The 16,735-nt window shown below is 63.8% G+C and carries 24 protein-coding genes and 3 pseudogenes; 19 read left to right on the forward strand and 8 right to left on the reverse strand.

Annotated features, from left to right (window positions below; translation table 11 throughout):
* Positions 1-132: 132 nt before the first annotated feature.
* Positions 133-342: a hypothetical protein gene (locus ACFQT0_RS29595; protein WP_380206983.1), complete on the reverse strand. Its 210-nt coding sequence runs from the start codon at positions 340-342 to the stop codon at positions 133-135.
* 206 nt (positions 343-548) lie between these two features.
* Between ACFQT0_RS29595 and ACFQT0_RS29600 the strand changes: the two genes are divergently transcribed.
* The 4 genes from ACFQT0_RS29600 to ACFQT0_RS31820 all read left to right on the forward strand — a co-directional run bounded on the left by ACFQT0_RS29600 (position 549) and on the right by ACFQT0_RS31820 (position 4,320).
* Entirely contained in the window at positions 549-833 is a 285-nt protein-coding gene (locus ACFQT0_RS29600; protein WP_380206985.1) for a hypothetical protein, read from the forward strand.
* Positions 834-1,307: 474 nt separating this feature from the next.
* Positions 1,308-1,595 carry a hypothetical protein gene (locus ACFQT0_RS29605; protein ID WP_380206987.1) on the forward strand — a complete coding sequence of 96 codons (288 nt, stop codon included), beginning with the start codon at positions 1,308-1,310 and terminating at the stop codon, positions 1,593-1,595.
* Positions 1,596-1,661: 66 nt separating this feature from the next.
* Positions 1,662-2,099 (forward strand): PAS domain-containing protein, encoded by a 438-nt coding sequence (locus tag ACFQT0_RS29610; RefSeq protein ID WP_380207322.1) that lies wholly within the window; start codon positions 1,662-1,664, stop codon positions 2,097-2,099.
* Between the two features lie 508 nt (positions 2,100-2,607).
* On the forward strand, positions 2,608-4,320 hold the full coding sequence (locus tag ACFQT0_RS31820) for a cation:proton antiporter domain-containing protein (protein ID WP_449272103.1): 1,713 nt from the start codon (positions 2,608-2,610) through the stop codon (positions 4,318-4,320).
* 199 nt (positions 4,321-4,519) lie between these two features.
* Here the strand turns inward: ACFQT0_RS31820 and ACFQT0_RS29625 are convergent, their stop codons facing one another.
* From ACFQT0_RS29625 to ACFQT0_RS29655, 7 genes are all read right to left on the reverse strand, one after another.
* Positions 4,520-4,972, reverse strand: a complete 453-nt coding sequence (locus ACFQT0_RS29625) for a TlpA family protein disulfide reductase (RefSeq protein ID WP_380206989.1) — start codon at positions 4,970-4,972, stop codon at positions 4,520-4,522.
* Positions 4,963-5,130, reverse strand: coding sequence for a hypothetical protein (locus tag ACFQT0_RS29630; protein ID WP_380206990.1), 168 nt, complete (start codon positions 5,128-5,130; stop codon positions 4,963-4,965). The genes ACFQT0_RS29625 and ACFQT0_RS29630 overlap by 10 nt, the downstream gene beginning before the upstream one ends.
* A gap of 253 nt (positions 5,131-5,383) precedes the next feature.
* Positions 5,384-5,515, reverse strand: a complete 132-nt coding sequence (locus tag ACFQT0_RS29635) for a hypothetical protein (protein WP_380206992.1) — start codon at positions 5,513-5,515, stop codon at positions 5,384-5,386.
* A 237-nt stretch (positions 5,516-5,752) separates the two neighbouring features.
* Positions 5,753-6,067 (reverse strand): hypothetical protein, encoded by a 315-nt coding sequence (locus tag ACFQT0_RS29640; protein ID WP_380206993.1) that lies wholly within the window; start codon positions 6,065-6,067, stop codon positions 5,753-5,755.
* A 301-nt stretch (positions 6,068-6,368) separates the two neighbouring features.
* The gene (locus ACFQT0_RS29645; RefSeq protein WP_380206995.1) at positions 6,369-6,989 is read right to left on the reverse strand and encodes a VIT1/CCC1 transporter family protein; all 621 of its coding nucleotides are present in this window, start codon (positions 6,987-6,989) and stop codon (positions 6,369-6,371) included.
* Positions 6,990-7,100: 111 nt separating this feature from the next.
* A complete protein-coding gene (locus tag ACFQT0_RS29650; RefSeq protein ID WP_380207326.1) occupies positions 7,101-7,484 on the reverse strand; it encodes a 5'-nucleotidase C-terminal domain-containing protein in 384 nt (127 codons plus the stop codon).
* Positions 7,484-8,701, reverse strand: coding sequence for a bifunctional metallophosphatase/5'-nucleotidase (locus ACFQT0_RS29655; RefSeq protein WP_380206996.1), 1,218 nt, complete (start codon positions 8,699-8,701; stop codon positions 7,484-7,486). The genes ACFQT0_RS29650 and ACFQT0_RS29655 overlap by 1 nt, the downstream gene beginning before the upstream one ends.
* A 183-nt stretch (positions 8,702-8,884) precedes the next feature.
* Here ACFQT0_RS29655 and ACFQT0_RS29660 point away from each other — a divergent pair, with 183 nt between their 5' ends.
* From ACFQT0_RS29660 to ACFQT0_RS29730, 15 genes and pseudogenes are all read left to right on the forward strand, one after another.
* Positions 8,885-9,175 carry an ArsR/SmtB family transcription factor gene (locus ACFQT0_RS29660; RefSeq protein ID WP_380206998.1) on the forward strand — a complete coding sequence of 97 codons (291 nt, stop codon included), beginning with the start codon at positions 8,885-8,887 and terminating at the stop codon, positions 9,173-9,175.
* A gap of 71 nt (positions 9,176-9,246) precedes the next feature.
* Positions 9,247-10,065 carry a sulfite exporter TauE/SafE family protein gene (locus ACFQT0_RS29665; RefSeq protein WP_380206999.1) on the forward strand — a complete coding sequence of 273 codons (819 nt, stop codon included), beginning with the start codon at positions 9,247-9,249 and terminating at the stop codon, positions 10,063-10,065.
* Positions 10,066-10,121: 56 nt separating this feature from the next.
* Positions 10,122-11,477, forward strand: a complete 1,356-nt coding sequence (locus tag ACFQT0_RS29670; RefSeq protein ID WP_380207001.1) for an MBL fold metallo-hydrolase — start codon at positions 10,122-10,124, stop codon at positions 11,475-11,477.
* A gap of 137 nt (positions 11,478-11,614) precedes the next feature.
* A complete protein-coding gene (locus ACFQT0_RS29675) occupies positions 11,615-11,911 on the forward strand; it encodes a rhodanese-like domain-containing protein (protein ID WP_380207003.1) in 297 nt (98 codons plus the stop codon).
* 30 nt (positions 11,912-11,941) lie between these two features.
* A pseudogene (locus ACFQT0_RS29680) lies at positions 11,942-12,499 on the forward strand (YeeE/YedE family protein).
* A gap of 18 nt (positions 12,500-12,517) precedes the next feature.
* Positions 12,518-12,874 (forward strand): annotated as a pseudogene (locus ACFQT0_RS29685) (class I SAM-dependent methyltransferase); the annotation flags it as partial.
* 288 nt (positions 12,875-13,162) lie between these two features.
* A pseudogene (locus ACFQT0_RS29690) lies at positions 13,163-13,572 on the forward strand (DUF6691 family protein).
* A gap of 119 nt (positions 13,573-13,691) precedes the next feature.
* Complete coding sequence (locus ACFQT0_RS29695; RefSeq protein ID WP_380207005.1) at positions 13,692-14,288, forward strand: c-type cytochrome; 597 nt, start codon at positions 13,692-13,694, stop codon at positions 14,286-14,288.
* Positions 14,267-14,746 (forward strand): c-type cytochrome, encoded by a 480-nt coding sequence (locus tag ACFQT0_RS29700; RefSeq protein WP_380207006.1) that lies wholly within the window; start codon positions 14,267-14,269, stop codon positions 14,744-14,746. Before ACFQT0_RS29695 ends, ACFQT0_RS29700 begins: the two co-directional genes overlap by 22 nt.
* A 12-nt stretch (positions 14,747-14,758) precedes the next feature.
* Positions 14,759-14,905: a hypothetical protein gene (locus tag ACFQT0_RS29705; RefSeq protein WP_380207008.1), complete on the forward strand. Its 147-nt coding sequence runs from the start codon at positions 14,759-14,761 to the stop codon at positions 14,903-14,905.
* Positions 14,902-15,144 (forward strand): hypothetical protein, encoded by a 243-nt coding sequence (locus tag ACFQT0_RS29710; protein WP_380207009.1) that lies wholly within the window; start codon positions 14,902-14,904, stop codon positions 15,142-15,144. Before ACFQT0_RS29705 ends, ACFQT0_RS29710 begins: the two co-directional genes overlap by 4 nt.
* Positions 15,141-15,527 (forward strand): OprD family outer membrane porin, encoded by a 387-nt coding sequence (locus ACFQT0_RS29715; RefSeq protein WP_380207010.1) that lies wholly within the window; start codon positions 15,141-15,143, stop codon positions 15,525-15,527. Before ACFQT0_RS29710 ends, ACFQT0_RS29715 begins: the two co-directional genes overlap by 4 nt.
* The gene (locus ACFQT0_RS29720) at positions 15,524-16,207 is read left to right on the forward strand and encodes a hypothetical protein (RefSeq protein WP_380207011.1); all 684 of its coding nucleotides are present in this window, start codon (positions 15,524-15,526) and stop codon (positions 16,205-16,207) included. The genes ACFQT0_RS29715 and ACFQT0_RS29720 overlap by 4 nt, the downstream gene beginning before the upstream one ends.
* A 40-nt stretch (positions 16,208-16,247) precedes the next feature.
* On the forward strand, positions 16,248-16,511 hold the full coding sequence (locus ACFQT0_RS29725; RefSeq protein ID WP_380207013.1) for a hypothetical protein: 264 nt from the start codon (positions 16,248-16,250) through the stop codon (positions 16,509-16,511).
* Positions 16,512-16,613: 102 nt separating this feature from the next.
* A complete protein-coding gene (locus tag ACFQT0_RS29730) occupies positions 16,614-16,730 on the forward strand; it encodes a hypothetical protein (RefSeq protein ID WP_380207015.1) in 117 nt (38 codons plus the stop codon).
* The last annotated feature ends 5 nt before the right edge of the window (positions 16,731-16,735 follow it).

The raw sequence follows: 16,735 nt of genomic DNA on the forward strand, positions 1-16,735 counted from the left end.
ACACCTGGCAGTGAAGACCCTCCGCAACGTCTGCCCAAGAATTGCCTGCACCGCACCACTATCATGGCACTGAGGCCCACTGAAGCCGGGGCAGCTTTTAATCTCAGGACTCCCGGATAGACCAGCCTGGTGCTACCCGGCGAACTGTTCGCGATGGGACACGGCGGAGTACACGCTGCGCGGGGCCCACCTGAGGCTTTCCTGCTGCAACTCGTCCAGGCGCCCGGTTCCGTCGATGTAGGCCTGGAATTCGGCCAGCAAGCTTGGGGTAGGCTCGGTGCCGCCCAGGCGCGCAATGGCGATGCCCCACTCGGCATGGCGCTGCCGCCTGGCGCGTGCCATTGGCTAAGTTTCGGGCAGGGAGGCGTCCGGAGGAGCAAAATAGGAGCGGTCCATCGGCACGCCTCTTTTTCAGGTAACGAAAGGGAAATACGCAGGTAGCTGGAAAACGATGCCGTTTTGATTTGAGGGGTCTGCCGGGCGCCCAGCCGGGGCTGTACGCCGCCGTGTAACCGTTCCCGCACGACCCCAGCCCGACTCGGTGATAGATGACAAAGCAAGGAGGTGCCCCCACCCTGCTCGAACTAAACGAGTACCCCGCCCGTAGTAGACGCTATGGCTCGCTCCTACCCTTTTATTCGCGCAACCGCAACGCCGGAGTGGTCTATCACTCTCACGCCCAATGCCCGGTGGCCCACGCCATCCCCGAGCCCCAACGCATCGCTGGCATCCCCTGGGGCTGGCTCGAGTGCGCGCACTGCGCCCGACTGGGCCTGCCCCTGCCCGGACCGGCAGCCCACAGCCGGGCCTCTTTTTCGCAGCGGGGCCAGTAAGGTGCGGTTTTCGCGCGTGGCTTTCCGATTTCACGCGGAAACGGCGCGCGGTAGGCCGGGTTTTCCGCCCCACTTCAGGAATGGACCGGTGTCAGCCCATCAGCTTGAAAAGACCGAAATCCGAGCGGCGCGTTTCGCGACTATCCATGGCCCGGGTCAGCGCTCGTTTTATCTTCCGCGCGCGAGCATACACCACTCTGGCATTTGGCGTCATGAACCCCCTAAACAACCAGCTACAATGGGAGAATCGGTTCCTGTACTCAAGCAATATAATACGCCGCCGTACGACTCAATTAAGTCAGTAACACTGATTTTCTAAGGCAATACCCGCTTCAAAAGAGCGGGCATTTTTTGTATTATTCGAGTGATATGTTATGGTCTCCAAGTAAACGAAGCCTTAAGCCCGGAGAATGAGAAATATTTATATATATGCTAGCTGAACTGTAATTTTAGGCCATTATATTTCGCTCGGTTATGCACAGGACCCTGCAAAAATTAGAAGCCTACCTCAGCCGGGACTACACCGCGCTGCTGGTGCAGTCGGTTCACCCCTGGGACATCGTCATCCTCCGGGCCGGACGATGCGTGGATTCGGTTTCCCTGACGGCCAAGGAGGGAGAGTTCCTGCTCAACGCCCTGGGCGACGCCTCCCCCATGCAGCCCATCGTGTTTTTTATCAGGGCCCTGCACCAAGGCTACTGGCCGAACCAGAGTACCCGCAAAGCCGGCCCAGCCGGTACATTAGTAGAGGCTGCCTTATAGTGTTTCGGGTGGGCTCGAAAGCAGGCCAGGCGAGCACACCCATTCTAGCCGCTCGGCCATAATATCATCGACGCCAACCTACTGATTCAACAGGCCAACGCCGCCTTGGTCGCCATGCTCGGCCTGCAGGCGCCCGAGGACCTGGTGGGGCGCCCCATCCGGGACCTTGCCCACCCCGCCCACCCCGCCCACCGCGACGACTGGGCGGCGCTGCATGAAGCTCTCTGGTACCGTTCCCTGACGTCGTTCGCGCTGGAAACCCGCCTGCAGCGCCGCAACGGCTCCGGCCGCCCGATGGTCATTGGGTCCCTGCGCGACATCAGCGCCGCAAAGCGCCATCAGCACGCCGCGGACGCCTTCAACGCGCGGAAAAATGCGGTGCTGGAAATCCTGTCCTACTACCTGAGCGGCTCGTTCGCAATAGTGCAGCAGATTGCGCAGTTCCTGGCAGAAGAAGTTGCCGTGCCCGCGGGTAGCCAACCCGCCAGGATGTGCAGGTGCTGACCAATCTGGTAAGCAATGCCTTCAAGTTCACGCCCGATGGCGTGCAGGTAGAAGAGTGCCCGGGCTGCGTGCGCTTCCAAGTCCGCGACCAGGGATAGGCATTCCGGCCCACTTGCAGCCCCACTTGTTTGAGCGCTTCGGCAAGGCCCGCAGCCCAGGGCTGAGCGGGAAGCCCACCACGGGCCTGGGCTTGGCCTTGTGCAAGACCATCGTCGACTGACACCACGGCACGATTTCGGTGCAGAGCGCCGAGGGCAGCGGCAGCACGTTCACCGTGGAGATACCCCAGGCAGAGTAGGGCAATAAATTGAGCTAACGGGACCGCCTGAAGGGTAGCTTTGGCTTCCGTGCCAGGCCCCGGTTATTTCGGCTCTGGCCGCTTCCGGTATCTGCACAAAAATCGGCTGCAGCGCACGCCTTTGACTGAGAGGCCGGACTGCGCGCGGGGACTTTCCAACCCTCCTGCTACTATCCGCGTCTTAGCGGGTAGCTCATCGGTAACTCTTGAATGGAATTATACAATACCCTGGCCCTGCTTCTGGTGATAGCGGCCGTCTTTGGCTATATCAACCACCGGTTTCTGAAGCTGCCGGGCACCATCGGGCTGATGGTACTGGCCCTGGTGTCGTCGCTGCTGGCCATTGGGCTGGGCAAGCTCGGGGTGGATTGGGTGCTGACCGCCAGCCGGCTGGTGCGGGCCATTGACTTTCACAGCGTGCTCATGCAGGTGATGCTAAGCTTTCTGCTGTTTGCCGGCTCGCTGCACGTCGACGTGCGCGCCCTGGGCCGCGAGGGTCTGGCCGTGGGGACCATGGCCACGGCCGGCACGGTGCTCTCCACGGCCCTGGTTGGCACGGCATTTTACTACCTGCTGCCGCTGTTCGGGCTGCCCACCAACTTCATCTATTGCCTGCTGTTTGGGGCGCTCATCTCCCCCACCGACCCGATTGCCGTGCTCGGCATTCTCAAGGCCGCCCGCATCGACAAGCGCCTGGAAATGCGCATTGTGGGCGAGTCCCTCTTCAACGACGGCATTGCCGTGGTGGTGTTTGTGAGCTTGTTTCAGATTGCTCAATTCGGGGCGGAGCACGCCACCCCCGCCGTCATCGGCCAGCTGTTTTTGCAGGAAGCCGTGGGCGGCATCTTGCTGGGGGCCGTGCTGGGCTACGTCACGTTCTGGGCCTTGCGCAGCATCGACAACTACCAGGTGGAGGTGATGATTACCCTGGCCCTGGTAATGGGCGGCACAGCCCTGGCCGCGGCTCTACACACCTCGGGCCCGCTGGCCATTGTGGTGGCGGGGCTGATTGTGGGCGACAAGGGCCGGGAGCTGGGCATGTCGGACGAGACGCGCGAGTACCTCGACAAGTTCTGGGAGCTACTCGACGAGATACTCAACGCGGTGCTCTTCGTGCTCATCGGCCTGGAAATGCTGGTGCTCGACATCAGCCGCACCACGCTGCTGGTGGGGGTGGTCACCATCGTGGTGGTGCTGGCGGCGCGGTGGGCGTCGGTGGGTTTGCCGCTGACGCTGCTGCGCCGCCGCTACCTTCGACCGCCAAACCCTGCGGGTGCTGACCTGGGGTGGGCTGCGGGGCGGCATTTCCGTGGCCCTGGCCCTATCGCTGCCCGACTCCATGCCCCGCGACCTGATTGTGGGTGTCACCTACGTAGTGGTTGTCTTCAGCATCATCGTGCAGGGCCTGACCATCGGGCCGCTTGTCAAAAAGCTGGGGTTGAGCACGGGCGAGGACGCCGCCGACAGCGGGCACTAAACCGCGACCGGCGGCCGGGTGCTACAACGTTACTCGGGCCCGGCAGTACCTATGCAGACATGAACCAACTCCGCACCCTGTGGCAGAATTTCAACGCCAGCCTGTGGTTTGTGCCGACGCTCATGGTGGCCGCGGCCATTAGCCGCCTTTTCCCCAACCAGTTGACGCAGGCCGCCGAGCCGGAGCCGGCGCAGAGCCTACCCGAGCCGGCCGAAGTGCTACGCAGCCAGCTGGTTCCGGCCCGGGCCACCGGCTACGTACAAAGCCTGGATGAGGAAGGGCTGCTAACGCTGGCCCGCCAGGCGGCGGGCGTAGTGCACAAGGAGCACGGCATCGGCGCCTTGGTGGCCCGGTGCTCGGCGCAGGTCCGGGTGGCCCGCAACGAAACCAGCCTGGGCTCATCTTCGACGAAAAGTAAAACTCTGCAGAAAATACGGAGGAGATGACTAATGAGCGGCTTCGCGTGGCAAATGGACTTCCACGGTCAACAAAACCGCGGATTACCAATCCCCCTGCACGCTAACTCTCCGAGCAGGCAAATGGCCCAGCGGGCTGTTTGGGTCGTGTTTCAGAGGGGGGCACCCACCTAACGCAAACCGGACGGAGCAGCCATTGCCACCCCGCCCGGTTGAGGAAGTTTCCTGCTTAAAAGAGCCTAGCGGGCCGACTTGGCCAGCTGCTCCAGCGAGGCCTTGAATTCGGGCGTATCATACTCCGCCATGCCCTCGTGGCGCGCTGCCACCTGCCCATCGGGGCCAAGGATGACGGTGGAGGGAATGGCGTTGGAGTCAAAGGGGCGGGCAGGTCGCCGGTGCGCATATACACGGGGAAGGTGTAACCCTGAGCCTGCACGAACTTCCGGGCCTTGGCTGCATCGTCGTCAAGCGAGAGCATTAAGAAGGCCACCTTCGATTTATCAACCTTCTTATATAAGGCTTCGATGCCGGGCATCTCGGCGCGGCAGGGCGGGCACCAGGCGGCCCACAGATTCACGAATACCACCTTGCCTTTCAGGTCGCTCAGGTTCACGGCCTTACCGTCGAGCGTGACCAGGGGCAGGTTGTGGGGGTAGGCTCCGCCGGTAAGTATCACCGGCATGTCGGCGGGGGCGTAGTGGCGGGCACTTCGGCTTTCCAGAGGCCGGTGGCCAGCAGAGCTCGCTGCACACCGCCGAGCACGATGGGGCGCAGTGGCGTAAGCAGGACGAGGGCGAACAATGCCAGCGGCAACCAGGAGGTGAGGGTCTTGCGATTCATGGTTAGGGGATTTTAAAGGGTGACAAAGTTAATATGAACAAAGTTTCATTTGTAAAGGGCCTGCGGGCCTGGATGGGGCCACGGTGACGGGCTGACCGTCAGCCACCTGGTCGGAGGCTTCGCGCAGCAGTGCATCGCCCGGATTGAGCGGGCCGAGAACTTACACTGTGTAGCGACTCAGCAGCCTGGCCCCGTCGCAGTGGCACACTCTGAGTGCGGCCGTCGTGCACCCGGATAACCTGGCTCTGGGGGCCTAGTCGAGGCGGGCAAATACGGCCGCAGTGGGCAGGCGGCACCGGGGCGTCGTCGCCGGCAATAGCGTGGCGCCCAGCAGCCAGCGGCTAGGTGGCATATGCCCGCGGGTCAGGTGATAAGAAGAAAGCATGGCTGCGAGAAGTCAGGACAGAAATCCGGGCCGGGTACGCAGGGGGTAGCCGGCCAGTTGAAAGGCAGATTTGCTGGGGCTCTCAGGAAAAGGCGGGGCTGCCCGGCGGGCCGGGAGTCGCGACAACTAAGGGTGCCACACAAGGCGGCGGGCCGGTCAGGGCGTAAAAAACCGGTTATCACCCCAACACCTTGGGGCAATTAACCGGGTACAGACCCGGCTCCACTTCACGCTTTCCTAAGAAAAGCGGACGGGCGGAGCCTTGTTGGGGTGGTTGGCGAAAGCCTGCGCGCGGGCCAAGTCGGGGCCACGGGCTGGGTTGATGGTGGGCTGCCCGGCCGGAAACAGCAGGCCGAAATACAGGTCTCCGAAGTCAGCGCCAAGGGCCAGATCCAGCGGCGGCAGCTTTTCCTGAGACACCTGCTGCTTAGCCGCCTGCGGGGCCACCTGCTCGGTTTGCAGCTTCTTTTGGCAGAAGCTGGTGCGGGACTGTCCCTGGGGGCTACGAAGTCCGTTTCCGTTGCTGCGCCCCGGGCAGGCAGGGGCTGGCAATGCAGGTAAACCCCCGCATAGAGCAGCAACAGCAAATGGGACAGGAAACGGGACATAGACAGCGGTACTGGATGCAAAGGTGCACCCTATTGCTGAAATGCAACCAAGCCAAAGGCACAAAGGCTGACGGAATAGAGGCCGCCCGGCGGGGAGCCCCTACCCGAAAAAGCCGCTTGTTGAGCACCAAGTGGCAGAGTAATCCGGACCCTCCGCCCCTCCATTTTTCATTCCCGTTAGGGCGTCACGTTGAAGAAAGTACCCACCAATGCCGTCAGGGCCATGGCCAGCACGCCCCAGAAGGTCACCCGAACCGCCGATTTAAGCACGCTGGAGCCCCTACGTAACCTGCCAGCCCGCCCAACGCGCCCAGAAACAACAGGGAGGTAACCGAAACCGTCCAGCTTAGGTAGGCTGCTGGGGCCACCAGGATAACGAGCAGCGGCAGGGCCGCACCCACGGTAAAAGTGGCGGCCGACGCCAGCGCGGCCTGAATCGGGTTGGCCGTCATGGTTTCGGAAATGCCCAACTCCTCCCGGGCATGGGTGCCCAGCGCGTCGCGGGCCATAAGCTGGGCGGCCACCTTCTCCGCCAGGGCCGGCTCCACTCCGCGTTCCACGTAGATGGCGGCAAGCTCCTGGTGCTCGAAGGCGGAATTGTTTTTTAACTCCTCCTGCTCGCGCGATAGGTCCGCGGCTTCGGTATCGGCCTGGGAGCTGACGGAGACGTATTCGCCCGTAGCCATCGACATGGCCCCCGCCACCAGCCCCGCCACGCCGGCCACCAGCACACTATCGCGCGAGGCATGGGCCGCGGCGACTCCCACGACCAGGCTGGCCGTCGAGATAATGCCATCATTGGCGCCGAGGACGGCGGCCCGCAGCCAGCCAATCCGATGGGTGCGATGCTGCTCCAGGTGTCTCATGGGGAAAGTGAATTGGGGTGTGATTTCGGATGCCAAGGGGTACGAAAAATACGAGCTAACAAGCCGCGCCAAAGCCCGGGATAAAAAGCGCCTTGGTCTAAGTTACCTTTTCTACTTCGCCGGCACAACCAGAACCCGCGCCATTACGGGCGGGCTTATTGAGCCCCGCCGGCGCAGCCCGGCTTCCACTACCTCCGTCACGCCCTGGCTCAGCTTCTGGATGTGCTGCCCTTGAGCAAAGGTGGCATAGCGGTGAATGCCGCTGAGCATGCCGTTGTGGGTGACGACCCGGTAGCGGCGCTGTCTGTCAAGCGGCTTTCCGTTTACCTGTACTCCATCCACGCGCTGGCCTGTGGGCCGGTTCAGGTTAGCCGACCAGTCCAGGCCGCTGGTTTGCAGCAGGCCGCCCACTCGGGCCAGGTCATTGCTGGGGTTCTGGTTGGTAGCCGTTTGCTCCAGCAGCTGTAGTACCTGCGCGCCGGTCAGCTCCAGCATCACCACCTTGGAGGGTGCGGCAGCAGGGTGTAGAGCATTTCGCGGGTGATGGGGCCGGGCTCAATGATACGCCGTAGCCCACGCCGGGCAGGAAGGCCAGGCTCGGCGCCGGTGGCCTCGCGCAGCAGCTCGCCGGCCAGCTGGTCGAAGGGGCTGGCCGACTTATAATGCCGGCCAATGCGGCCGGTGGCGGTGGCGATAACCTCTTCCAGCCGGGCGCGGTGCGGGGCCCGCAGCGAATCGACCAGCCGGGCCACGGCGGGGTCAGCCGGGTATTCGGTGGCCCAGAGCGTGGGGCCACCCCTCCACTTTCGTAATCCTGCCCGCCTGCACCCGCACCGTGGTGGCCGAGCACGGCCGCGTCGGACAGCGCCTGCACTATCCACGTTGAGCCAATGCGGCGCGGGGGCGTGATGCGGTCGTGGGAGTGCGCGCCTACGATGAGGTCGATGCCAGGCACCTCGCGGGCCAGCCTGCTCGTCCACTCTGGTGCCCTGGTGCGAGACCACAACGACGACGTCGGCGCGGCTGCGCAGAGCTGGCAGGCAGCGGCGGGCGGCCTCCAGCCCGCTGCCGAAGGCGAGGTCCTGGGTGTTGGTGGGGTTGCCGGTCAGGTGGGTGTTGTGGTAAGCCAGGGCCAGCAGCCCGACGCGCACCCCGCCAGCGGTAATCACCGTGGTGGGGTCGCCGAGGAAGGGCTGGCCCGTGGCCTTGTCCGTCACGTTGGCCCCGCGCATGGGGAAATGGGCCAGCTGCTGCAACTCCTGGGTGCGGGCGCTTGTGTACTCGAAGTCGTGGTTGCCGAGGGCCATGAACTGATACCCCAGGGCGTTCATCAGCCGAATAACAGCTTCGCCCCTGGTGAGGTTGCCCAGCAGGTCGTCGCCGAAGGTGTCGCCCCCGTCCACCAGCAGCACGTTGGCCGCCCCGCGCTGCGCCCGCGCCCGGGCGATGGCCGTGGCCAGGTGGGCAAAGCCGCCCACAGTGCCCGCGAGCTCAAACGAACTCGGCGGGCGGCCGGGGTCGCCGGTCTGGGCCGTGGCGTTGCCGGGGGCCACCGCGAAGGGTTGGTGCCGGCCGTGGATGTCGTTGGTGTGCAGGATGGTGAAGCTGCCGGAAGCCCGGCGCGCGGCCGGCGCGGCTTTTTCCTGCTGCCGCGGAGCCGGGTCGCAGCCCGCCAGCAGCAGGCTCGCTCCCCCGAGCACGAAAGCTGCCATCAGGCAGTCCAAGGGCCTTTTAGCCCAACGCGGGGTGTCTTTCATGCTGATTATAAAGAGCAGGCTTTAAAGAAAATGCTGGAAGTCCGTGAACTTATTGGGGGCTTACGATTGTACGTATGAAAAGTTGTTCATACATTTGACCCCGTTATGATGCCTGCTGCCTCCCCCGTTTCCGTTGATATGGGCCTCTCTATCGAGAAGATGGAGAAGGTGGCCTTTATACTCAAAACCACGGCCCACCCTACCCGCATTGCCATCGTGCAGCTGCTGGCTGCGCAGGAAAGCCTGTCGGTGTCGGAAATCAGCGAAAAGCTCAGCGTTGAGCAGAGCCTGCTTTCGCACCACCTCTCGGGCATGAAGCTCAAGGGCATTCTGAGCAGCACCCGCGAGGGCAAGAATATCTTTTATGCCCTGAAGATGCGCGAGGTCATCGACGTGATTCAGTGCCTGGCCGGGTGTACCTTCCTGTAAGGGGTGCAGCTTTTTTGCCGCAATACATGAACACCCCATCATAAATTCATACGTTCGCTCTGCTCTTTTCCATGCTGCACTACTTCGGCTATTTCGCTGCCATATTTATTGGCCTTTCGCTCGGCATCATGGGCGGGGGCGGCTCCATCCTCACGGTGCCCGTGCTGGTGTACCTGATGGGCGTGAGCCCGGTGCTGAGCACGGCTTACTCGCTGTTTGTGGTGGGCAGCACCTCGGTGGTGGGCGCCTCGGGTTACTTCCGCAAGGGCCTGGTGTCGCTGAAAACGGCCGTGGTCTTTCTGATTCCTTCGCTGCTGGCGGTGTTCTTGGTGCGCAAGGTGCTCATGCCGGCCATCCCGCACGTGCTGTTCACCGCCGGCAGCATCGTCTTCACCAAAGACTTGCTCGTGCTCGTGGCTTTTGCCGTGCTCATGGTGGTGGCCGCGGCGTCGATGATTCGCAGCAAGCAGGCCGAAGAAGTGCTCGACGAGGAGCTGCACTTCCCGCATGCCTTCAACTACCCGCTTATTCTCACCATCGGGCTGGTGGTGGGCACGCTCACGGGCTTCGTGGGCGCGGGCGGCGGTTTTCTCATCATCCCGGCCCTGGTGCTCGGGGCGCGCCTGCCCATGAAGCTGGCCGTGGGCACCTCCCTGGCAATCATCGCCCTGAACTCGCTCATCGGCTTCACCGGCGATTTGAGCGCCGGCACGCCCATTGCCTGGACCTTTCTGCTTGGTTTTCTGTCTTTTGCCCTGGTCGGCATCGTACTAGGAACCTACCTGGCCCGCTTCATTCCCGGGGCCAAGCTCAAGCCGGCCTTCGGGTGGTTCACGCTGGCCATGGGCACGTTCATCCTCGCCAAAGAGCTGCTGTTTCACCACGTTTAACCACCGGTTTCCCGCTTTTTCTCACCCGCTTCTCTCACCCTTTTTCGTTGAAAACCATGAAAGTCGAACAGTTTGAAGACAAGGGCCTGGCCCAATTTTCCTACGCCATCCTGAGCGAGTGCGCCCGCGAAATCGTGCTCATCGACCCCGCCCGCAACCCGCAGCCCTACTACGACTTCGCCAAGGCCCACGACGCCAAGATTGTGAGCGTTATTGAAACCCACCCCCACGCCGACTTCGTGAGCAGCCACCTGGAAATTGCCCAGGCCACCGGCGCCACCATCCGCGTGAGCAAGCTGCTCGGGGCCGATTACGCTCACGAGGCGTTCGACGAGGGCGACTCTTTTACGGTGGGCAAGCTGACATTCCGGGCTCTGAACACCCCCGGACACTCGCCCGACTCCATCAGCATCGTGCTCAGCCGCGAGGGCAAAGACGTGGCCGTGTTCACCGGCGACACGCTCTTCATCGGTGACGTGGGCCGCCCCGACCTGCGCGAAAAGGCCGGCAACATCATGGCCAAGCGCGAGGAGCTGGCCAAGCAGATGTACCACAGCCTGCGCGAAAAGCTCATGCCCCTGGCCGACGACGTGCTGGTGTACCCGGCTCACGGCGCGGGCTCGCTCTGCGGCAAGGCCCTGAGCGGGGCCAACAGCAGCACCATCGGGGCCGAGAAAATCGGTAACCCCATGCTGCGCCCGCTCAGCGAGGAAGCCTTTGTCAACGAGCCTGCTCGCCGACCAGCCCTTCATTCCCAAGTACTTCGGCTACGACGTGGCCCTCAACAAAGCCGGCGCGCCGGCCTACGCTTCGAGCGTGCAGCAGGTGCGGCGTCTGGCTTCCGGTGCGGCGCTGGAAGCCGGCGCGGTGGTCGTGGACACGCGCCCCGAAGCCGAGTTCAAAAAGGCCACGTGGCAGGCGCCCTCAACATCCAGCAGGGCGGCAAGTTTGAAACCTGGCTGGGCTCACTGGTGGGGCCGCAGGAGTCGTTCTATCTCATCGCGGCCGACGAGGCCACGCGGGAAGACCTGATTCAGAAAACTGCCAAAATCGGCTACGAAGCTCTTATTAAGGGAGCCCTGGTCGGCACGCCGGCCACCGCGGCGACGCTGCCCGTGCTGGACGTGGACGCCTTCCGCCAGCACCCTGAAAACTATACCGTCGTGGACATCCGCAGCGCCACCGAACACCGCGACGAGCCGCTGTTCGACGGTTCGCTCAACATTCCACTTCCGGAGCTGCGCGAGCGGGCCAAGGAAATTCCGACCGCTAAGCCCGTGGTGGTACACTGCGCCGGCGGCTACCGTTCGGCGGCAGGGTGCAGCATCGTAGCCAATGCCCTGCCCGGCACCAAGGTGCTCGATTTGAGCGAGGCGGTGAAGTCCTTCCAGCCAGCAGCCCTGGTGCACTAAGCGGATGGGTATGCGCCTGGGTCCCGGCCGCCGTGCCGGGACCCAGGCGCCTGCTGCTCACGCTTTCCCTTTCACTTCTGATGCTTTTACCCATGTTCGGTTTTCGTAAATCTTCCGCCCCCGCTTTTCAAAACCTGATGTCCGCGCAGTTTGCCGAGGGCCTGCGCCAACCCGGCGCGGTGCTGCTGGACGTGCGCCGGCCCGACGAATTCGCCGCCGGCCACCTGCCCGGGGCTGTCAACATCGAAGTCACTGCACCCGACTTTGCCCAACGCATCGCGAAGCTGGACAACACCCGGCCCACCTACGTGTACTGCCGCAGCGGAGCCCGCTCGGCCAACGCCGCCGGCCAGCTCGCCACGGCGGGCTTCGCGCAGGTAGCCAACCTGCTTGGCGGGGTGCTCGACTGGCCGGAGCCACTAACGACCAAATAATCAGCTTATCTGCTTACGACTTTAATTTTCATGCTTGAACTCCTGCAACAACCCTGGCCCTGGTACGTGGCCGGCCCCTGATTGGCCTGACGGTGCCCGCCCTGCTGCTCGTGGGTAATAAGGCCCTGGGCATCAGCTCCTCACTGCGCCACGTGTGCGCCGCCTGCCTGCCGGCCGGCATCCCCTTTCTGACTTATAACTGGCGGGCCGAGCTCTGGAACCTGGTGTTCGTGCTAGGCATCACGCTGGGCGGCTTCATCGGCTACCGGCTCATGGGCCACCCCGACGTGGTGGGCATCTCGCCGGAAACCGTGCGTGACCTCAAAGCCCAGATGCATCTCACCGACTTCACCGGCCTGCTCCCGCGCGAGCTGTTTGCCCTGGAGAACCTCGCCAACTGGAAGGGCTGGGTGTTTCTGGTGCTTGGCGGCTTCCTCGTCGGCTTCGGCACGCGCTACGCCGGGGTGCACCTCGGGCCACGCCATCTCGGGCCTCTCGAACCTGCAGTGGGTGTCGTTGGTGGCCGTTATTGGCTTTTTTGCCGGCGGCCTGCTTATGACGTGGGTCATTTACCCTTTGATGTTTTAACTCTTTAAATCACAGGTTATGGAAGCTCTTGCCCCGGGTGCCGTCGATTTCTGGGACGCCCGCTACTCGGAGGAAGCCTACGCCTACGGCACCCAGCCCAACGCCTACTTCCGCCAGCAGCTCGATACGCTGCCGCCCGGCCGCCTGCTACTGCTGGCCGAGGGCGAGGGCCGCAACGCCGTGTACGCCGCCCGGCGCGGCTGGCAGGTCACGGCCGTGGACTTCAGCGACGAGGGCCGGGCCAAGGCCCTGCGCCTTGCCATTGCCCAGAGCGTGCGCCTCGACTACCAGGTGGCCGACCTCACGGCCCTGGGCTGGCAGCGCCCCGGCTACTACGACGCCGTGGGCCTGATTTACGCCCACCTGCCGCCGGCCGACCGCCAGGCCGTGCACGCCGCGGCCGCCGCTAGCCTGGCCCCCGGTGGACACCTGCTGCTCGAGGCCTTCGGCCCCCGGCAGCCTGGGCCTGCCTTCGGGTGGCCCCAAGTCAGCGGAGCTGCTCTACGAGCCGGCCACACTGGCCGGCGACTTTGCCAGTCTGACCCTGCTCGAAAACCACGAGGTGGGTGTGGTGCTGCACGAAGGCCGCTGCCACGCCGGACCGGCCAGCGTGGTGCGCCTGCGGGCCACCCGCATTTCCAACCCCGAACTCAATTACTCGATATGAAATACCTCAAATACCTGGTGCTGGGCACGCTCTTCGGCATCATCCTCACCAAAAGTGAAGTCATCGGCTGGTTTCGGATTCAGGAGATGTTCCGCTTCCAGAGCTTCCACATGTACGGGGTCATCGGCTCGGCCATCCTGGTGGGGCTGATTTCCATCCAAATTATCAAGCGCAACCACCTCAGGACCATTACCGGCGAGCCCATCGTCATTGCCGACAAGAAGTTCAACCACGGCATCTGGATAGGCGGCATCATCTTCGGCCTCGGCTGGGCCCTGACCGGCGCCTGCCCCGGCCCCCTGTTTGCCCAGCGGGCAGCGGCGTCGGCTCGGCTGCCATACTCATTCTGGCCGCGCTGGCCGGCACCTGGACCTACAGCGCCCTGCGCGAAAAACTGCCCCACTAAAATAGTGATGATTTATAGTGTTGAGTTTTGAGGGATGAGTTGGAGAAAAACGAAATCCATTCAACATTCAAAACTTAACATTCAACACTCAACATTCAAACCTTCTCACAGCCTTCGCCATGGAACCCACGGAAGAACGGGGGCTCAAGCTGCCCCAACTGGTGCGCCTGCTGATGCTGCTGACGGCGGCCGTGGTGCTGGTTGTCGTGGTTGTCATCACACAGCTCTACGGGCCCAAGACCCCGCCCGCGCCGGTAGCGGTGGAGGATGAAGCGACGCAGGGGCCGCCCCCGGCGGGCAGCTACCACCGCCCGGCCACGCCGGCGCCGGACACGGCCACCATTCCACACACGGCGGCCGGCCGCCAGATTCGCTACGGGCGCGAGCTGATTGCCCACACAGCGCAGTATCTGGGGCTGCGCGGCTCGGTGGCCCAGCTCACCAACGGCATGAACTGCCAGAACTGCCACCTGCAGGCCGGCACCCAGGGCTTCGCCAACAACTACCTGGCCGTGGCCGCCACCTACCCCAAAATGCGCGCTCGTTCGGGCTCGGTAGAAGGCATTGAAAAGCGGGTGGCCGACTGCATGGAGCGCAGCCTCAACGGGCGCGCCGTGCCCGACAGCAGCCGCGAGATGCAAGCCATTGTGGCCTACATCAAGTGGTTGGGCCAGGGCATTCCCAAAGGAAAAAGGTGTACGGCACAGGCTTCGTGAAGCTGCCCTACCTCGACCGGGCCGCCGACCCGGTCATTGGCAAAGCCGTGTTTGCGGCCAAGTGCCAGAGCTGCCACGGCCCATCTGGCCAAGGCCAGAAGCTGGCCGATAACACCGGCTACCAGTACCCACCCCTATGGGGCCCCGACAGCTACAACGACGGCGCGGGCCTGTTTCGGGTGAGCAACCTGGCCAAGTACGTGAAAGCGGCCATGCCCTTCGGGGCCACGTTTGACCACCCGCAGCTCACCAACAAGCAGGCCTGGGACGTGGCGGCCTTCGTCAACTCGCAGCCCCGCCCCCATCTGAAAACGCCGCACGACTGGCCCGACATCAGCAAAAAACCGGTGGACCATCCCTTTGGGCCTTATACCGATGCTTTCTCCGAGCAGCAGCACAAGTACGGCCCCTATCAGCCCATAGAGGACGCCCACCCCCAGCCCGCCAAGGCCAACTAACCATCCATTTTGATGACCCGCCTCCTGCGTTACTGCGTGACCGGCCTGCTCCTGGTTTCGGTTGCCGCACGGGCGCAGCAGGCCGAGCCCGCCCCTGCGCGACCCATCACCGGGCGTAGCCAGCTCCTGACCTACCCCCGGCTTCGGCCGATACCGTGAAAGCGCATACGCTGGCCGAAGCTTTTGTGCGCGGCCAGTGGCATGGGCGGGTGCGCAACTACTTCATGGCCACCGTCAATCGGGGCAACGGTCCCGACTACTACGCCAATGGCCTCGGGGCCGGGGCGCGGTTTGAGACGGCGCCGCTGCACGGCTTTCAGCTGGGAGCAGGCGGGTTTTCTGGGCGAACCTGGCCTCCAACGACCTGGCCACGCCCGAGCCCGCCACGGGAGCCGTGAGCCGCTTCGAGGCGGGCCTGTTTGATGTGACAGACCCCGGGCGCCGCCAGCTCACGGGCCGGCCCGAGGAGCTGTTCGTGCGCTACCGCTGGCGGCACTCGACCGCCACCTTTGGACGGCAGCTGCTGGTGATGCCTTTGCTCAACCCGCAGGATGGCCGCCTGAGCCCGAACTATGCCCAAGGGCTGTGGCTGGAAATCAACGAGCTGAAAAGCACCGCCCTCACGGCCGGCTGGCTCACGAAGATTGCCACGCGTTCCACCTCGGACTGGGCGTCGGCGGCCAGTTCCATTGGCCTGTACCCCACCGGCGTGGACGAAACCGGCCAGCGGGCCGGCTACGCCGGGCACCTGAGCAGCCGGGGCTGGGCATCGTGGGCTTGAGCCGGCAAGTGGGGCCGCGCACCCGCTTGCAGGCCTGGAACTACTACGCCGACAACCTGTTCAACAGTTCTTTCGCGGAAGCCACCACCGGCCGGGCGGTGGGCGCGGGCCAGCTCAGCCTGGGCGCGCAGTACCACTACCAGCGCACGGTGGGCAATGGCGGCAACGCCGACCCACGCCGGGCCTACAGCTCTCCCGGCCGCCAGGCCCACGCCCTAAGCGCCCGCCTGGGCTACCAGCGAGGGCCCTGGAGCCTGAGCGCCAACTACTCCCGTATTACCCGGACCGGGCGCTTCCTGTTTCCACGCGAATGGGGCCGCGAGGCGTTTTACACCTTCCTGCCCCGCGAGCGGGAAGAAGGCTACGGCGGGCTCGACGCGGCCGCGCTGCTGGCCGGCCGCACGTTTGCCCAGGTGCCGGGGCTGAAAGCGGAGGTTGGCTACGGCCATTACTACCTGCCCGATGTGCGCGAAGTTGCCCTGAATAAGTACGGAATGCCTTCCTATCGCCAGCTCAATTCCTCGCTCAGCTACCCGTTTGCAGGCTGGGCGCGGGGCCTGCGGGGGCAGCTGCTCTACGTATACAAGGGGGCCCTGGGCAAGACCTACGGCGATGACCGCTACATCGTGAACAAAGTTGATTTTCACCAGCTAAACTTCATCCTGAATTACGATTTTTAGGCCCCGGCCTGTTCCCATCCACCCACATTCCACCTTTGCCATGCTAACTCTTCGCCCCCTGCTAACCGCGCTGCTACTGACCGGCGCGACGCTCGCCGCCACCGCCCAAACGGCCAAACCCAGCGCCGACCAGCTTGCTTTCCAGAAAGGCACGTTTCAGGGCGCCACGGCCGACAAAGCCCAGTACAACGCCATTTACCAGGCTCGACAGCGACGACCCCAAGCTGATAAAAATGACGTTGCGCAACATCAGCAACGCGCTGCAGGACCCGCGCCTCAAGGGCAAGCTGCAGGTTGGTGGTAGCCTTCGGCGGCGGCATCACCGTCTTCCGCCGCGACCAGCCCTACGAAGCCGAGCCTGGCCCTGAAGGAGAAGGGCGTCATCCTGGCCCAGTGCCTGAACACCATGCGCGAGCGCAAGGTGACCAAGGAGGAGCTGTGGCCTTTCCTCTCTTTCGTGCCCAGCGGCAATGGCGAGCTGATTATCCGGCAGGCCCAGGGCTGGGCCATCGTGCATCCGTAATACAC

The organism is Hymenobacter humi (assembly GCF_042665855.1).
In the GTDB taxonomy this organism is placed as follows: domain Bacteria; phylum Bacteroidota; class Bacteroidia; order Cytophagales; family Hymenobacteraceae; genus Hymenobacter; species Hymenobacter humi.

What these genes read in the sequence shown, in the direction of transcription:
- ACFQT0_RS29730 (WP_380207015.1), top strand. Translation starts at nt 16,614, where the DNA reads ATGCGCGAGCGCAAGGTGACCAAGGAGGAGCTGTGGCCTTTCCTCTCT.
- ACFQT0_RS29650 (WP_380207326.1), bottom strand. Translation starts at nt 7,484, where the DNA reads ATGCTGGAGCTGACCGGCGCGCAGGTACTACAGCTGCTGGAGCAAACG.
- ACFQT0_RS29655 (WP_380206996.1), bottom strand. Translation starts at nt 8,701, where the DNA reads ATGGCAGCTTTCGTGCTCGGGGGAGCGAGCCTGCTGCTGGCGGGCTGC.
- ACFQT0_RS29630 (WP_380206990.1), bottom strand. Translation starts at nt 5,130, where the DNA reads ATGAATCGCAAGACCCTCACCTCCTGGTTGCCGCTGGCATTGTTCGCC.
- ACFQT0_RS29605 (WP_380206987.1), top strand. Translation starts at nt 1,308, where the DNA reads ATGCACAGGACCCTGCAAAAATTAGAAGCCTACCTCAGCCGGGACTAC.
- ACFQT0_RS29705 (WP_380207008.1), top strand. Translation starts at nt 14,759, where the DNA reads ATGACCCGCCTCCTGCGTTACTGCGTGACCGGCCTGCTCCTGGTTTCG.
- ACFQT0_RS29725 (WP_380207013.1), top strand. Translation starts at nt 16,248, where the DNA reads ATGCTAACTCTTCGCCCCCTGCTAACCGCGCTGCTACTGACCGGCGCG.
- ACFQT0_RS29600 (WP_380206985.1), top strand. Translation starts at nt 549, where the DNA reads ATGACAAAGCAAGGAGGTGCCCCCACCCTGCTCGAACTAAACGAGTAC.
- ACFQT0_RS29645 (WP_380206995.1), bottom strand. Translation starts at nt 6,989, where the DNA reads ATGAGACACCTGGAGCAGCATCGCACCCATCGGATTGGCTGGCTGCGG.
- ACFQT0_RS29670 (WP_380207001.1), top strand. Translation starts at nt 10,122, where the DNA reads ATGAAAGTCGAACAGTTTGAAGACAAGGGCCTGGCCCAATTTTCCTAC.
- ACFQT0_RS29675 (WP_380207003.1), top strand. Translation starts at nt 11,615, where the DNA reads ATGTCCGCGCAGTTTGCCGAGGGCCTGCGCCAACCCGGCGCGGTGCTG.
- ACFQT0_RS29595 (WP_380206983.1), bottom strand. Translation starts at nt 342, where the DNA reads ATGGCACGCGCCAGGCGGCAGCGCCATGCCGAGTGGGGCATCGCCATT.
- ACFQT0_RS29635 (WP_380206992.1), bottom strand. Translation starts at nt 5,515, where the DNA reads ATGCTTTCTTCTTATCACCTGACCCGCGGGCATATGCCACCTAGCCGC.
- ACFQT0_RS29660 (WP_380206998.1), top strand. Translation starts at nt 8,885, where the DNA reads ATGGGCCTCTCTATCGAGAAGATGGAGAAGGTGGCCTTTATACTCAAA.
- ACFQT0_RS29665 (WP_380206999.1), top strand. Translation starts at nt 9,247, where the DNA reads ATGCTGCACTACTTCGGCTATTTCGCTGCCATATTTATTGGCCTTTCG.
- ACFQT0_RS29695 (WP_380207005.1), top strand. Translation starts at nt 13,692, where the DNA reads ATGGAACCCACGGAAGAACGGGGGCTCAAGCTGCCCCAACTGGTGCGC.
- ACFQT0_RS31820 (WP_449272103.1), top strand. Translation starts at nt 2,608, where the DNA reads ATGGAATTATACAATACCCTGGCCCTGCTTCTGGTGATAGCGGCCGTC.
- ACFQT0_RS29625 (WP_380206989.1), bottom strand. Translation starts at nt 4,972, where the DNA reads ATGCCGGTGATACTTACCGGCGGAGCCTACCCCCACAACCTGCCCCTG.